Below are 15,450 nucleotides of genomic sequence, written 5' to 3'. Positions count from 1 at the left end.
CCCGCCATGTCCATCGAGATCACCAAGGTCACCGCACGCATCGGCGCCCGGGTCTCCGGCGTCGACATCACCAAGCCGCTCGACCAGGAGCAGGTCGCCGCCATCCGCGAGGCCCTCAACGCCCACAAGGCGCTCGTCTTCGACGCCGGAGACCTGGACGACGAGGGCCAGCAGGCCTTCGCCCGCCACTTCGGCGACCTGACCACCGCCCATCCGACGGTCGGCGCCGTCGAGGGTGCCCCGAACGTGCTGCCCGTGGACAGCGAGCGGGGCCGCGCCAACCACTGGCACACCGATGTCACCTTCGTCCTGAACCCGCCGCAGGTAAGCACCCTGCGCAGCATCACCATCCCGCCCCACGGCGGCGAGACCCTGATCACCAACGCGGCGACCGCCTACCGCGACCTGCCGGAGCCGCTGCGCCGCCTGGCCGACACCCTGTGGGCCGAGCACACCAACGACTACGACTATGCGGTGCCGGACGAGGCGATCGACGAGGAGAAGGCCGCCCAGCGGGCCCAGTTCACCTCGATCAAGTACCGCACCGCCCACCCCGTCGTCCGCGTCCACCCGCTGACCGGGGAGCGCGGGCTGTTCATCGGCGGGTTCGCGCAGCGGATCGTGGGCCTGTCGGTGTCCGAGTCCCGGAAGATCCTGGACCTGCTCCAGGCGTACGTCACCCGGCCGGAGAACATCCTGCGCCACCGCTGGTCGGAGAACGAGCTGGTCCTGTTCGACAACCGCATCACCCAGCACTACGCCGTCGACAACTACGACGGCCTGCCGCGCCGGCTGCACCGGGTGACCGTGGCCGGTGACGTGCCGGTGAGCATCGAGGGCAAGGAGAGCTACTCGATCGAGGGGGACGCCTCGCACTACACGCCGGTCGCCGCGTAACCGGGACATCACCCGCCGTACATCCGGCGTCCAGATAGTGGGCAGCCTCCCCGTCCGACCGGGGAGGCTGCCCACACTGTGGGCGTTTTGCCCTTCTCACGTACGGACGAGCCGCGCCCATGCCCAACAGCACCTCCATCGAGACGCCGCCGACCGACGACGTCTCCCTCTCCCACGGTCTCAAGCAGCGCCACCTGTCGATGATCGCCCTCGGCGGGGTGATCGGCGCCGGCCTGTTCGTCGGGTCCGGGGCGGGCATCGCCGCCGCCGGGCCGTCGATCGTGATCGCGTACGCCGTCTCCGGTCTGCTCGTCATGCTGGTGATGCGGATGCTCGGCGAGATGTCGGCCGCCCACCCCTCGTCGGGTTCGTTCTCCGCGCACGCCGAGCGGGCCATCGGCCCCTGGGCCGGCTTCACCGCGGGCTGGTCGTTCTGGGTGCTGCTGTGCACGGCGGTCGGCCTGGAGGGCATCGGCGCCGCGAAGATCGTCACCGGCTGGCTGCCGGGCACCCCGGAATGGGCGTGGGTGGCGCTGTTCATGGTGGTCTTCTGCGGGGCGAACCTGGCCGCGGTGAAGAACTTCGGCGAGTTCGAGTTCTGGTTCGCGGCGCTGAAGGTCGCCGCGATCTCCCTGTTCCTGGTGCTCGGCGTGCTGGCGATCGCGGGCGTGCTGCCCGGCACCGACTCGCCGGGCGCCTCGCATCTGACCGACTTCCTGCCGCACGGCAGCGAGGGCCTGGTCATCGGCCTGCTCGCGTCGGTGTTCGCGTACGGCGGCCTGGAGACCGTCACCATCGCGGCGGCCGAGTCGCAGGACCCGGTCAGGGGCGTGGCGAGCGCGGTGCGCACGGCGATGTGGCGCATCGCCGTGTTCTACGTCGGTTCGATGGCGGTCATCGTCACGCTGGTCCCGTGGAACGCCAAGGAGGTCGTCGAGAAGGGCCCGTACGTGGCCACCCTCGACCACCTGGGCATCCCCGGCGCCGGGCAGCTCATGAACGTGGTGGTGCTGGTCGCGCTGCTGTCCGCGATGAACGCCAACATCTACGGCTCCTCGCGCATCGCGTACTCCCTGGTGGAGCGCGGCCAGGGCCCGAAGGCGCTGGGCCGGGTCTCCGGTGGCGTCCCGCGGCTCGCGGTGCTGGCCTCGTCGGTCTTCGGGTTCGTGTGCGTGGTGCTGAGCTACTGGCGGCCGGACGACGTCTTCCCCTGGCTGCTGAACATGATCGGCGCGGTGATCCTCGTCGTCTGGGTCTTCATCGCGGTCTCACAGCTCCGGCTGCGCCGTCGTCTGGAGCGGGAGGAGCCCGGGAAGCTGGTCGTGCGGATGTGGGCGTTCCCGGTGCTGACGTGGGTCGCGCTCGCGGGCATGGCGGCGATCTTCGTGCTGATGGCGCGGCAGCCGGACACCCGGGTGCAGCTCTACTCGACGGGCGGGATGACCCTGTTCCTGGCGGCCGTCGGCTACGCCTGGCAGAAGGCGCGCGCCGGGCGCTGACCCGGACGCTCACGCGCAGGGCACGTTGAGGGCCGTCAGGCCCACCGACTCCGCCTCCCCCGCAGTCCGGTGATCGCGGTGTTCTCCGGGCGGGGGAAGGCGCGGCGGTACTCGCTCAGGGGGACGCCCAGGAGCGTGCGCAGGGACAGGCCACGTCGCCGACGCCCGCGCAACGGTTCTCGGCGTGCCGGACGGTCTGCCCGTGTCGGGCGAGCAGCAGTGTCGTCCCCGTCATGGTCCGGCGGTATCCCCCTTTTCGCCGCGCGCGGGATTGACGGTCCGCCACCTCCGGATCACTCTCGGTCTCCAGGCCGTTCCGCCGAGGGACGGGAACGGGAAGGGGAGCCGATGGAGTCGACCGACCCGGTACGTGTGGTGGCCGCGGGTGACCGCTTCGTCCTGCCGACGCTGGTGACGGCGGCCCTGCGCCATGAGATGGACGAACATCCCTGCGAGGTCAGGGAGTTGACGCTGGGATCGCCGTGGGAGACGCCGGAGCCGTTCGGGCGGGCAGGCGAGGCGGCGCGGGCGGAGGACGCCGAGGAGGAGCTGATCAAGGCGCTCGGGGACGCCCAGGTCCTCGTCACCCCGGGTGGCCCGGTCACCGCACGGGTGCTGGCCGCCGCGCCGGAGCTGCGGCTGGTGGTGGTGTGCGGGGGCGGCCCGGTGCCCGTCGACCTGGAGGCGGCCGGGGCGCACGGCGTCCGCGTGTGCCGCGTGCCCGGCGGCGACGCGGCGGCCACCGCCGAGTTCACGCTCGGCCTGATGCTGGCCGCCCTGCGCCGCATCCCGCAGGCCCACGAACGCCTGGCCCGGCAGGGCAGGTGGCGGGGCCCCGCGGACGACACGTACGAGCACGCCGGACTGGAGCTGGAGGACCTGCCCGTCGGCCTGATCGGCCACGGCGCGGTGGGCGGCCGGGTGGCAAGGGTGCTGTGCGCGTTCGGGGCGCGGGTGATGGTCTACGACCCGTATGTGCGCGGCGAGGTGCACGGGCTGCGGATCGGCTCGCTCGACGAGCTGCTGCGCCGCTCGCGGGTGCTCACCCTGCACGCCGGCCTCACCTCCGGGACCCGGGGCCTGGTCGGGGCCCGCGAGCTGGCACTGCTGCCGCGCGGCGCGGTGGTGGTGAACGCGGCGGACGGGGCGCTGCTGGACGAGGACGCGCTGTGCGACGCGCTGGAGAGCGGGCGGCTGTCGGCGGCGGCCCTCGACACGTACGCCCACGAGCCGCTGCCGCCGGACTCCCGGCTCCTCGCCCTGGCCGAACGGCTGGTGCTGACCCCGCACCTCGGCGGGTCGAGCCGTGCCGTGGCCGAGAAGGCGGCCCGGAGCGCGGCGGAGGAGGTGGGCCGCTGGGTGCGCGGGGAACCGCTGGCGCACTGCGTGACCTGAGCGGGCGAAAGAGAGGAGACGGCCATGACCTACCGGGCCTACCGGCGGTGCCCCAACTGCGGGGACACCATGCAGGACTTCCGGGAGCTGGAGGGAGACGCGGAGAAGGCGGCGGCCGAGGAGGCCCTCCGGCCGAAGCTGGAGGGCCACCCCTTCGTCGCCAAGGACTACCACCGCTGCGCCCGCCCCGGCTGCCGCCGGGTCCAGCGCAAGGACCACTGGAGGACGGGGGCGACGTTGCCCGAGGGCTTCTGAGCCGGGCGACCGCGCCCGGGCACCCCCGGCGGGCGGGGGCCGGCTACAGGTTGCTGAAGTCCGGCCCCTTGGTCCGCGTCCGCTTGATCTCGTAGAAGCCCGGGACCGACGCGACCGCGAGCGTCCCGTCCCACAGCCTCGCCGCTTCCTCGCCCTTCGGCGCCGGGGTCACCACCGGCCCGAAGAAGGCGATCTGCTCACCGTCGGGCCCGGGCACGGCGATCACGGGCGTGCCGACGTCCTGACCCACCTTCTCGATGCCCTCCTTGTGCGAGGCGCGCAGCTCGGCCTCGAACTCGAAGTCCTCCTGCTCGGCGTAGTCGATCAGGTCGGCCGGGAGCCCGACCTCCTCCAGCGCCGCCGCGATCGCCTTGAGCGTCGGCCCCTCGCCCTGGTTGTGGAAGCGCGTGCCGAGCGCGGTGTACAGCGGGCCGAGGACGTCCGCACCGTGCTTCTGCCACGCCGCCGTCACCACCCGCACCGGCTTCCACGCCTTGGTCGCCAGCATCTCCCGGTACTCCTCGGGAAGCTGGTCGATCTTGTCCTCGTTGAGCACGGCCAGGCTCATGATGTGCCAGCGGACCTCGATGTCCCGGACCTTCTCCACCTCCAGCACCCAGCGGGAGGTCATCCAGGCCCAGGGGCACAGCGGGTCGAACCAGAAGTCGACGGGGGTCTTGCCGGAAGCGGGCGCGGTCTCGGACATGGCTCTCCTCGGAAACGTGGACGTTCGTCCGGCAACAACCCGCGCGCCGGCGACGTCATTCCCTCCCGCGGTCCTGCGGTATTCCCGCTGCCGCACGTCAGGGGCGCATGGCAGGATCGGTCCTGTCCGTGCCACCCAGCCAGCCATCGAGGAGTGCCGCCCGTGCCCGGTGAGAACCTGTCCCGCGACGAGGCCCGGGAGCGGGCCGCCCTGCTGTCCGTCGACGGGTACGACGTGTCGCTCGACCTGCGCTCCGCCGTGGGTGAGGCACCCGGCGGCGCGGACGCCGGGCCGCGCACCTTCCGCTCGGTCACCACGATCCGCTTCCGCTGCGCCGAGCCGGGCGCGTCCAGCTTCGCCGACCTGGTCGCCCCGAGCGTCACCGCCGTCTCCCTCAACGGCAAGGACCTCGACCCGGGCGAGGTCTTCGACGGCGCCCGCATCGTCCTGGAGGACCTGGCCGCGGAGAACGAGCTGGTGGTCGACGCCCAGTGCGCCTACTCCCGCACCGGTGAGGGCCTGCACCGCTTCGTCGACCCGGAGGACGGCGAGGTGTACCTGTACACGCAGTACGAGCCCGCCGACTCCCGCCGCGTCTTCGCGAACTTCGAGCAGCCCGACCTCAAGGCACCCTTCCGCTTCGAGGTCCGCGCCCCCGAGGGCTGGACGGTGTGGAGCAACGGCGCCGGGGAGCGGCACGACGGGGTGTGGCGGTTCGCGGAGACCAAGCCGATCTCGACGTACATCACCTGCGTGGTGGCGGGCCCGTACCACTACGTCACCGACACCTACACCCGCACCCTCGACGACGGCACGACCCTTCGGATCCCGCTCGGCGCGATGTGCCGCAAGGGTCTGGCCCGGCACTTCGACGCGGACGACGTCTTCCTGGTCACCAAGCAGGGCCTGGACTTCTTCCACGACCACTTCGACTACCCGTACCCGTTCGGGAAGTACGACCAGGCGTTCGTGCCCGAGTACAACCTCGGCGCCATGGAGAACCCGGGGCTCGTCACCTTCACCGAGGAATTCATCTTCCGCGGCAAGGTCACCCAGGCGTCCTACGAGCGCAGGGCCAATGTGGTCCTGCACGAGATGGCCCACATGTGGTTCGGCGACCTGGTGACCATGGCCTGGTGGGACGACCTGTGGCTGAAGGAGTCCTTCGCGGACTTCATGGGCTCGTTCTCGCTGGTGGAGGCGACCCGGTTCACGAACGGCTGGATCACCTTCGCCAACAACCGCAAGGCCTGGGCCTACCGCGCCGACCAGCTCCCCTCGACGCATCCGGTCACGGCGGACATCCGCGACCTTCAGGACGCGAAGCTCAACTTCGACGGCATCACCTACGCCAAGGGCGCGTCGGTGCTGAAGCAGCTCGTGGCGTACGTCGGCCGGGAGGCGTTCCTGGAGGGCGCGCGCCGCTACTTCAAGCGGAACGCGTACGGCAACACGCGCCTGGGCGACCTGCTGTCGGTGCTGGAGGAGACGAGCGGCCGGGACATGGCGGCCTGGGCGCGCTCCTGGCTGCAGACGGCCGGGGTCAACTCGCTCACTCCGCAGGTGGTGCTGGGCGAGGACGGGCGGATCGCGGAGCTGTCGGTGCTCCAGGAGGCGGCGGACACCCATCCCGAGCTGCGGCCGCACCGGGTGGCGGTGGGCCTGTACCGGACCGAGGGCGGCGCGCTCGTGCGGTACGCGCGCGCCGAGGTGGACGTGCACGGTCCGCGGACGGTCGTGGAGGAGCTCGCGGGCGCCGAGGGGCCGGAGCTCGTCCTGGTCAACGACGACGACCTCACCTACTGCAAGATCCGCTTCGACGACACCTCGCTGGAGACCCTGAAGGACCGTCTCGGCGACATCACCGACCCCCTGGCCCGTGCCCTGTGCTGGTCGGCGCTGTGGAACCTGACCCGGGACGCGCTGCTTCCGGCGCGGGACTTCGTCGGCCTGGTACTGCGGTTCGCCGGCCGGGAGTCCGACATCGGCGTGCTGCAGATGCTGCACACCTGGGCGGGCTCGGCGCTGACGTACTACGCGGCGCCCGCGTGGCGCGAGGCGGGCGGGCGGCTGCTCGCCCAGGGCGCGCTGCGCGAGCTGCGGCAGGCGGAGCCGGGCAGCCAGCACCAGCTCACCTGGGCGCGGTTCTTCGCCGCGGTGGCGTCCGAGGAGGCCGATCTGCGGCTGCTGCGGGGTCTGCTGGACGGCACGGAGAAGATCGACGGCCTGGACGTGGACCAGGAGCTGCGCTGGGCGTTCCTGCAGCCGCTGGCCGCGCACGGGGCCGCCGACGAGTCGGTGCTCGCCGCCGAACTGGCCCGCGACGACACGGCGTCCGGCAAGCGCCACCAGGTCCGCTGCCTGGCCGCGCGCCCCTCGGCGGCGGTCAAGGCGCAGGCGTGGGCGCAGGTCGTGGAGTCGGACACGTTGTCGAACGCGCTCGTCGAGGCGACCATCGCGGGCTTCGCGCAGCCCTCCCAGCGGGAGCTGCTCGCGCCGTACGCGGAGAAGTACTTCGCGGCGATCGGGCGGGTGTGGGCGGAGCGGTCCATCCAGATCGGGATGCACGTGGTCAGGGGCCTGTTCCCGGCGTTGCAGGACTCGCCGGGGACGCTGGAGGCGACGGACGCCTGGCTCGCCGCGCACGAGGACGCCCCGCCGGCGCTGCGGCGACTGGTGCTGGAGGCGCGCGACGACCTGGCGCGCACCCTGCGGGGACAGGCCTGCGACGCGCGGGCGGCCCGCTGAGGACGGGCACGGTCGGCGGCGGGCGGCCCGCGGTGGTGACGGCGGTGGCGGGCCGCCCGCGGTGGTGACGGCGGTGGCGGGCCGCCCGCGGTGGTGACGGCGGTGGCGAAAGGTGCGGCACGACAGTGACGAAATACGAGTATCCGAACCCGTAACCTTCCGCCTCCCCCATCCGGACCAGCCCCTTTCGGCAGTCGAACGCACGTACTTTAGTGCCGCGTTGTCCGGATTTGTCGACAGGCGTGTAACAGCGGTTAGCGGGCGGACCGGGGGCGGGAATTCCGGGATCATGAACCACAACACCCCGCTCTCCCCCCGCCCCCTCCACCACCTGTCCGACGTGCAGCGCCGGGTGCTGACCGCCGCCCAGCTCCGCGCCCACGGAGTGACCGCCGCCGAGACCACCGGGAAGTGCCGGCCCGGCGGCCCCTGGCAGCAGTTCCTGCCCGGCGTGTACCTGCTGCACCCCGGTCCGCCGACCTCCGAGGAACGCCTGCACGCGGTACTGCTCTACGCGGCTCGCTCCTCGCTCGCCCACCCGGCGCCCGCGGTCCCGGCCCAGCCGGGCGCGGACACCCCGCACCGCCCGCTGCCGTACACGGACGCGATGGTCACGGGCCTGGCCGCCCTCGCCCTGTACGGCTTCGCCTCCGCGCCCGGGCTGTCGTCGCTGGAGCAGATCGACGTCCTGGTGCCGCGGACGCGCAGGTTGCGCAGCACCGGCTGCGCCCGGGTGGTCCGCACCGCGTCGCTGCCCGCCCCGCGGCTGGTGACCGGGGTGCCCGTCGCGCCGGTCGCGCGCGCCCTGGCCGACGCGGTGGCCGGGGTGCCGGACGCGGGCGTGGTGCGCCGCCTGCTGACCGAGGCGGTCCGCGACGGGCACAGCGAACCGGCCGCGGTGGTCCGTGAGCTGAACCAGGCGCGGCTGCTGAGCCGCCCGCACGTCGTGGACGCCGTCGACGCGCTGCTGGCGGAGAGCCGGGCGGCCGCGGAGGACCGCCTGTACCGGATGGTGCGCGAGTACGGCCTCCCGGACCCCGTCTGGAACGTGGATCTGAGGCTGCCCGGCGGCCCCTGCCTCGGCGGCCTGGACGCCTACTGGCCCGAGCAGGCGGTGGCGCTGGAACTGGACACCCGCGCCCCGCGCCACGAGGAGGACGCGCTGTGGTCGGAGTACGCCCGCAAGCGCGAGCAGTTGGAGCGGCTGGGCATCACGGTCGTGTACCTGACGCCCAAGAAGCTGCGCGACGGTCTGGAGCAGCAGGCCACGGTGGTCCGCACGGCGCTGATGGCGTCCCTGGAGCGGGAACCGGCCGCGCCGGTGGAGGTGCTGCCCCGGTGACGGACCGGGGTGGCGCGAGGAGGGGAGAGGAGGGGCCGCCGCGCTCGCGGCGGCCCCTCCTCGTGTGCCGGGGCGCAGCGGGTCAGAGCGGGTCCGGCAGGGGCGGTTCGGGGAGCGCGGGCTCCGGCTCCGGCGGGGTGGGCCGCATCGCCTCCGCGTGGACGCGGTCGATGAGGTCGGCGTACGAGGCGATCATGCGGGTGCGGCTGAAACGCTCGCGGCTGCGGGCGAGGACGGGCGCGAGGTCGGCGCGGGCGGCGGCGGCCTCGGTCCAGGCCCGGGCGATCGCGTCGGGGTCCGGCGGGGTGAGGCGGCCGTGCCCGGACACGATCAGCGCGCTGTCCCCCACGTCCGTGGCGACCGGGACGGCGCCGCACATCATGCCCTCGATCAGGCACAGCGGGGCCGCCTCGCCCCAGGACGAGGTCAGCGCCACCACGTCGGAGGCGGCGTAGACGGTCTCCATGTCGCGCCGGACGCCCAACGCGTGCAGCCGCTCGGTGAGGTGCGTGTCGTCGCCGAAGGCGTCCCGGACGTCGGCGGCCAGCCCGGGCTGGTCCCCGGTCATGCCCGCGCCGCACATCAGCACGTGCCCGCCGGGCTCGCGGCGCAGCCAGGCGTGGGCGGCGCGCAGGAACAGCGGGACGTTCTTCATGGCGTCGTAGCGGGCCGCGAAGACGACGACCGGAGCGGTGTCCGGGATGCCGAGCGCCTCCCGCACACGAAGGCGCCGCCCCGGGTCGGGCCGGAAGCGCAGCAGGTCGACCCCGTTGGGAATGACGTGCAGCAACTCGGCCGGGATACCGGCGGCCCGGTAGGCGTCCCGGGTCGACTCGGCGCAGCAGACGCAGGCGACCACGGTGCCGTCGGCGATGGCGGCCTTCAGCTCGGCGAGCGCCCCGCCCTGGTTCTCCGGGTCGGAGCGGTGCAGGCAGACGATCACCGGGCGGCGCGGCAGGCCCGCCTGGTTGAGCAGGCCGAGCGGCTGCTCCTTGAGCGACAGCACGACGTCGGCCCCGGCCATCGCCCGCGCGGTCTTCGCCAGCTCCGGGCCGCTGAAGGCGGCCGGATCGGCGGCCGGGGCCCCGGCCCGCCCGATACGGCCCAGGGAGGTGACCTCCACCCCGGCCGCGGTCAGCGACCGGTAGCAGGCGTCGTCCCGCATCGCCTGCCGGGTGGCCTCACGGACCACTTCCCCGTGGACGCTGAGCACCCGGTGGTGCTGGCCGCCTTCGCGCAGCCCCAGGACGACGTCGCTGTGGAGGATCCGGGCGCCCCCGGAGAAGAAGCCGTCGTAGACCGACAGCACGCGCAGCTCGTGCCTTACGCGCACGTGACCACCCGCCTTGCACAAGTGTCGAACCATCCCCGTGAACAGCGGGTTGTCGCTATGAGGCGGCACAAATGTTTCCGGCGGATGAACAGGGCGTCTCATGTCCGGGTCGGCTGGGTTACGCCGTAATTCGTCGGTCTTGTACGCGCTCATCCGCGCTCATCCGGTGGCGCACCGTAATCCGGTGGCCAGGACGGGACGGCCGATGTGACCATGAGTGGATGACCGAGCCGATCACCGTGACCACGGACGACGGGCGCCGGTACACCGTCCGTGAGGCCGCGCCCGACGACGAGCCGGGCGTGACGTCCCTGTTCGAGGCGAGCGAGGAGTACTTCGAGGCGGCCACCGGTCTGCCCTCGGGCCCCGCCGACCTGCAGAGCCTGTACTACAGCCTGCCACCGGGCGCCGACTGGCAGGACAAACGGATCCTGGTCGTGACCGAGGACGCCGACGGCCCGGTCGTCGGGATCGTCGACGCGGTGCTGCGCCACCCCGACCCGGACGCCTGCGCGGTCGGCCTGTTCCTGCTGCACCCCTCGCTGTGGGGCACGGGAGCGGCCCGACCCCTGGCCACCGCGCTGCTGGAGCGCACGGCGGCCTCCGGCACGGCCCGGGTGACCGCGACGGTGCCGGCCGGCTGGGACCGGGGCCGCCGCTTCCTCACCGCCCTCTCCTTCCGTTTCGCGGACCCGGCCCCGCAGGGACCGACGACCGCCAACCGCTCGACGGGTCCGCGGGAGCCGGCCGTGGAGCGGGCGGAGCTGGTACTGCCCCGCGCGCGGTGAGCCGCTCGGCCGCCCCTCTTCGGGGCGAGCTCCGCGGTGCGGTCCACCGGGTCGCCCGCCGGCGTCGTGACGGCGCCGGGCCGGGCGTGGACCGCCGGTGGCCGCGGGGCGGTCACTCCTCGTTCACCTCCTGGGGAAGGGGCGTGGCCTCGAGGGCCGCGAGGTGCCCGTCGGCCGGCCGTTCGCGCCACATCCGCAGTGCGACGTCGACCAGCCGCACCCGGTTCAGTCCGGGGACGGCGTCCAGGTCCTGCCAGGCGGCGAAGTCCGTCGAGCCGCCCACCTCGTAGCGGAGTTCGCCGCCGACGACCTCGCCCTCGTAGATCAGCCGCAACGCCTGGTGGTCGGTGGCGGGCTCCAGGCCGCGGCGCCGGAAGAGGTGACGGCGGGAGTCGACCCCCAGGAAGCCGGTCACCCGGATGCGGTACCCGGTCTCCTCGGTCAGCTCGCGGCGGACGGTGTCGTAGGGGTCCTCGCCGTGCTCCATGCCACCGCCCGGCAGCACCCACTCGGGGTGCCGTCGGGGCCCGGCGAGCGGGCGAGCAGGAGCTGTCCGTCGCGGACACACACGGCGTAGGCCGCCACCCTCAAGTTCCGTCGCATGGACGGACGTTAGCGCGCGGGCCACGGTTCGGCCGGTGAGTATCCGTGCGGGGGGCCGAAGCGACGGCGTGGCCGGCGGGGTGACCGGCGGGGTGCCGTCGGCGCAGTACCGTCGGCGCGCCCGGCTACGCGCGTAGGGACACGGCCGGTTCACAGGTATGTCCCGGCCTGTTCCCCTACGTCCCCGTTGACGCATGGCGGGATTACGCCATGAGTCCATCCCCTCTCGGTCAACTCTCCCCAAACATCTGCCCCTTGGGTAAAGCTGAGCGGTCGCCCGGAGCCGACATCCGGACGGCCGCGGTCAGGACCGGTCCATGGTCGGACTCCGGCCGCACCGCCCACGTTCCTTTACCTACAAGGGATGCCGATGACCACCGACCCTCACCGCGCCCCGACAACGGGCGCGAGACGCATGGCCCGCACAGCCGTGGCCGCCGGTCTCGTGGCCGCGCTCTCCGCGGCCGGGCCGATACCCCTGGCCTTCTCCGCGGACCACCCGCCGGCCGGCGCCGACCCCGCCGTGAAGTCCGCGAGCGCCAAGCTCGGTTCGGACGACGCGGACCTGCTCGCCGAGGCCAAGGCCGACGGCGCCAAGAACGTCACCCTGATGGTCGCGACCGCACCCGGCCAGACGGAGCAGGTCGCCAGGCAGCTCGACGCCGTCAAGGGCGGCTCCGTGGGCAGCACCTACGACAAGCTCGGCTACGTCCGCGCCACCGTGCCGACGGCCGCGGCGGACTCGGCGATCGCCGCCGCCGAGAAGCTGCCCTCCGTGCACGCCATCGACCTGAAGCGGGAGATCCCGCTGGACGACCCGTCACCGAGCGCGGACGGCGCCAAGTCCGGTACCGCGGGCGCCGCTTACCCGGCGCCCGGCAGCAACACCCCGGCGAAGAACCCGTACAACCCGTCCTTCGAGACGGGCGCCGTCGACTTCGTCAAGGAACACCCGAAGGCGGACGGCCGCGGCATCACCATCGGCATCCTCGACTCGGGCGTGGACCTCGGCCACCCGGCGCTGCAGAAGACCACCACCGGCGAGCGGAAGATCGTCGACTGGGTGACCTCGACCGACCCGATCGTCGACGGCGACGCGACCTGGCGCCCGATGGTGACGGCGGTGTCCGGGCCCTCCTTCACCTACGGCGGCCAGAGCTGGAAGGCGCCTGCGGGCTCCTACGAGATCAGCACCTTCAAGGAGTCCGCGACCACCGGCGGCGACGAGAAGGGCGACCTCAACCGCGACGGCGACACCACCGACGGGTGGGGCGTCCTGTACGACCCGGCGGCCGGCACGGTCACCGTCGACCTGGACAACGACCACGACTTCACCGACGACACGCCGATGAAGCCGTACAAGGACGGCTTCCAGGTCGGCTGGTTCGGCACCGACGACCCGAAGACCGACGTGGCCGAGCGGGTGCCGTTCGTCGTGCAGATCCGCAAGGACGTCCCGATGGACCCCTACGGCGGTTCCTGGGTCGGCAAGAAGGCCGACTTCGTCAACATCGGCGTCATCGAGTCCGAGCACGGCACGCACGTCGCCGGTATCACCGCAGCCAACGGCCTGTTCGGCGGCAAGATGAACGGCGCCGCCCCCGGCGCCAAGATCGTCTCCTCCCGCGCCTGCACCTGGACCGGCGGCTGCACCAACGTCGCGCTCACCGAGGGCATGATCGACCTCGTCGTCAACCGCGGCGTCGACATCGTCAACATGTCCATCGGCGGCCTGCCCGCGCTGAACGACGGCAACAACGCGCGCGCCGAGCTGTACACGCGCCTGATCGACACCTACGGCGTCCAGCTCGTGATCTCCGCGGGCAACTCCGGCCCCGGCGCCAACACCATCGGCGACCCCGGTCTCGCGGACAAGGTGATCTCGGTCGGCGCGGCCGTCTCCAAGGAGACCTGGGCCGCGAACTACGGCTCGGCCGTGGAGAAGAAGTACCAGATGATGCCCTTCTCCTCGCGCGGCCCGCGCGAGGACGGCGGCTTCACGCCGACCCTGGTCGCGCCCGGCGCCGCGATCAACACCACCCAGACCTGGCTGCCCGGCTCGCCGGTCCCCGAGGCGGGCTACTCGCTCCCGGCCGGGTACTCCATGCTCCAGGGCACCTCGATGGCGTCCCCGCAGGCCGCGGGGGCGAGCGCGCTGCTGCTGAGCGCCGCGAAGCAGAAGGGCATCGACCTCACCCCCGCGAAGCTGCGCACCGCCCTGACCTCGACCGCCGACCACATCCCGGGTGTGCAGGCGTACGAGGAGGGCGCGGGCCGCATCGACATCGTCGACGCCTGGGACGCGATCCGCGACGGCGCGAGCGCCCACGACTACACGGTGAAGGCCCCCGTCGACACCGCGATCGACTACGCGCTGAAGACCCCCGGCTTCGGCACCGGCCTGTACGACCGCGAGGGCGGCCTCAAGGCGGGCGAGAAGAAGACGTACGAGATCACCGTCACCCGCACCTCCGGCCCCGACAGCGCCCTCTGGCACACGCTGCGCTTCGCGAACAACGCGGGCGACACCTTCCGCCTCCTCGGCTCGCCCCTGGTGAGGCTGCCGCTGAACCAGCCGGTGACCGTGAAGGTCCAGGCCGCGCCGCGCTCGGCGGGCATCAAGAGCGCGATCCTCGAGGTCGACGACCCGTTCACCGAGGGCGTCGACAAGCAGATCCTGACCACCGTCGTGGTGGCGGCCCCGGTCACGTACACCTACTCGACGTCGGGTTCGGTGCAGCGCAACAGCTCGCAGTCCTACTTCCTGACCGTGCCCGAGGGCGCCAAGTCTCTGGAGGTGGCGATCGGCGGGCTGAAGGACAAGAGCCAGACGCGGTTCATCGCGATCCACCCGTACGGCGTCCCGGTCGACAACACGAGCACCCCGTACTGCTACCCCGGCTACCTGGACGGCAACGGCTGCAAGCCCGACGTGCGCTCGTACGCGGACCCGCAGGCCGGCGTCTGGGAGATCGAGGTCGAGTCGCGCCGCACCTCGCCGCTGCTCGACAACCCGTACACGCTGAACGTCACCGTCCTGGGCGCGGCCTTCGACCCGCAGACCGTCACCGTGCCCGAGGCGAAGGCGGGCGCCCCGGCGGCCGCCTCCTGGAAGGTGACCAACAAGTACGCCGCGCTCGACGGCAGGCTGGTCGGCGGTCCGCTCGGCTCCTCGAAGACGGCCCGGCCGACGATCGGGAACGGCGAGACGCAGACCACCACGGTGACGGTCCCGGCGGGCGCCACCTCGCTCGACGCCGCCATCGGGGGCGTCTCGGACAGGGCCGCCGACCTGGACCTGACCGTGTACGACGCCTCCGGCAAGGAGGTCGGCAAGTCCGCCGACGGTGACTCGGAGGAGGCGGTGCACATCGACTCCCCGGCCGCCGGGACGTACACCATCGAGGTCGCGGGCTACTCGGTGCCGTCCGGTTCGACGGCGTACGACTACCGGGACGTGTTCTTCTCCTCGGCGCTCGGCCAGGTCGCGGTGGACGCCTCCGCTCCGGTGAAGCTCGGCACGGGCGACTCCGCGACGGTGTCCGGCACGGTCACCGCGGCCGCTCCGGCACCCGAGGGCCGCGAGTTCTTCGGCCGGGTGCAGTTGGTGAACGCGCGCGGCACGGTCGCGGGCGTCGGCAACGTGGCGATCGGGAAGGTCACGCCGTAGGATCCGTGCGGCTGTGGGGCGGGCGTCCGTGAGGCGCCCGCCCTTTCCCGCTTCCGGGGGGCTCCAGGGGGCCTCCGGGGCGCCTCCTGGGGCCTCCTGGGGCCTCCGGATGGGGCGTACATCACATCGTCGTGTGCGCCGGACGGGTGAGGGCAGGCGCGGGGCAGCACAGCTTGCGGTGCGGGACGCCCGGTGGCTGAATTTCTGCAGCTCA

At 72.7% G+C, this 15,450-nt stretch carries 10 protein-coding genes and 2 pseudogenes; 8 read left to right on the top strand and 4 right to left on the bottom strand.

Annotation, left to right across the window (positions count from 1 at the left end):
* Positions 1-6 precede the first annotated feature (6 nt).
* Together ACZ4SW_RS15095 and ACZ4SW_RS15090 are read left to right on the top strand one after the other, a co-directional pair.
* Positions 7-897: a TauD/TfdA dioxygenase family protein gene (locus tag ACZ4SW_RS15095; RefSeq protein WP_468242560.1), complete on the top strand. Its 891-nt coding sequence runs from the start codon at positions 7-9 to the stop codon at positions 895-897.
* Positions 898-1,016: 119 nt separating this feature from the next.
* Positions 1,017-2,396: an amino acid permease gene (locus tag ACZ4SW_RS15090; protein WP_468242558.1), complete on the top strand. Its 1,380-nt coding sequence runs from the start codon at positions 1,017-1,019 to the stop codon at positions 2,394-2,396.
* A gap of 151 nt (positions 2,397-2,547) precedes the next feature.
* Here the strand turns inward: ACZ4SW_RS15090 and ACZ4SW_RS15085 are convergent.
* Positions 2,548-2,631 (bottom strand): annotated as a pseudogene (locus tag ACZ4SW_RS15085) (histidine phosphatase family protein); the annotation flags it as partial.
* A 113-nt stretch (positions 2,632-2,744) separates the two neighbouring features.
* On the opposite strand from ACZ4SW_RS15085, the gene ACZ4SW_RS15080 reads away from it, so the two are divergent.
* Positions 2,745-3,791: an NAD(P)-dependent oxidoreductase gene (locus tag ACZ4SW_RS15080; RefSeq protein ID WP_468242555.1), complete on the top strand. Its 1,047-nt coding sequence runs from the start codon at positions 2,745-2,747 to the stop codon at positions 3,789-3,791.
* A 24-nt stretch (positions 3,792-3,815) separates the two neighbouring features.
* Positions 3,816-4,046: a hypothetical protein gene (locus ACZ4SW_RS15075; protein ID WP_468242553.1), complete on the top strand. Its 231-nt coding sequence runs from the start codon at positions 3,816-3,818 to the stop codon at positions 4,044-4,046.
* 43 nt (positions 4,047-4,089) lie between these two features.
* Here ACZ4SW_RS15075 and ACZ4SW_RS15070 read toward each other — a convergent pair whose 3' ends face one another.
* Positions 4,090-4,752, bottom strand: coding sequence for a mycothiol-dependent nitroreductase Rv2466c family protein (locus tag ACZ4SW_RS15070; RefSeq protein ID WP_468242551.1), 663 nt, complete (start codon positions 4,750-4,752; stop codon positions 4,090-4,092).
* Between the two features lie 162 nt (positions 4,753-4,914).
* On the opposite strand from ACZ4SW_RS15070, the gene pepN reads away from it, so the two are divergent.
* Both pepN and ACZ4SW_RS15060 read left to right on the top strand, forming a co-directional pair.
* Positions 4,915-7,500: an aminopeptidase N gene (pepN, locus tag ACZ4SW_RS15065; protein WP_468242548.1), complete on the top strand. Its 2,586-nt coding sequence runs from the start codon at positions 4,915-4,917 to the stop codon at positions 7,498-7,500.
* 289 nt (positions 7,501-7,789) lie between these two features.
* Positions 7,790-8,842: a hypothetical protein gene (locus ACZ4SW_RS15060; protein WP_468242546.1), complete on the top strand. Its 1,053-nt coding sequence runs from the start codon at positions 7,790-7,792 to the stop codon at positions 8,840-8,842.
* Positions 8,843-8,924: 82 nt separating this feature from the next.
* Here ACZ4SW_RS15060 and ACZ4SW_RS15055 read toward each other — a convergent pair whose 3' ends face one another.
* Positions 8,925-10,151, bottom strand: coding sequence for a glycosyltransferase (locus ACZ4SW_RS15055; protein ID WP_468242685.1), 1,227 nt, complete (start codon positions 10,149-10,151; stop codon positions 8,925-8,927).
* 245 nt (positions 10,152-10,396) lie between these two features.
* On the opposite strand from ACZ4SW_RS15055, the gene ACZ4SW_RS15050 reads away from it, so the two are divergent.
* Positions 10,397-10,963: a GNAT family N-acetyltransferase gene (locus ACZ4SW_RS15050; RefSeq protein WP_468242544.1), complete on the top strand. Its 567-nt coding sequence runs from the start codon at positions 10,397-10,399 to the stop codon at positions 10,961-10,963.
* Between the two features lie 112 nt (positions 10,964-11,075).
* Here the strand turns inward: ACZ4SW_RS15050 and ACZ4SW_RS15045 are convergent.
* Positions 11,076-11,566: pseudogene (locus ACZ4SW_RS15045) on the bottom strand (NUDIX hydrolase).
* Positions 11,567-11,936: 370 nt separating this feature from the next.
* Between ACZ4SW_RS15045 and ACZ4SW_RS15040 the strand changes: the two are divergent.
* Positions 11,937-15,236: a S8 family serine peptidase gene (locus tag ACZ4SW_RS15040; RefSeq protein ID WP_468242542.1), complete on the top strand. Its 3,300-nt coding sequence runs from the start codon at positions 11,937-11,939 to the stop codon at positions 15,234-15,236.
* The last annotated feature ends 214 nt before the right edge of the window (positions 15,237-15,450 follow it).

It is taken from the genome of Streptomyces sp. NPDC028331 (assembly GCF_055565775.1).
The sequence above is the reverse complement of the archived record's forward strand: the minus strand, read 5'-3'. Positions and strand labels throughout refer to the sequence as shown.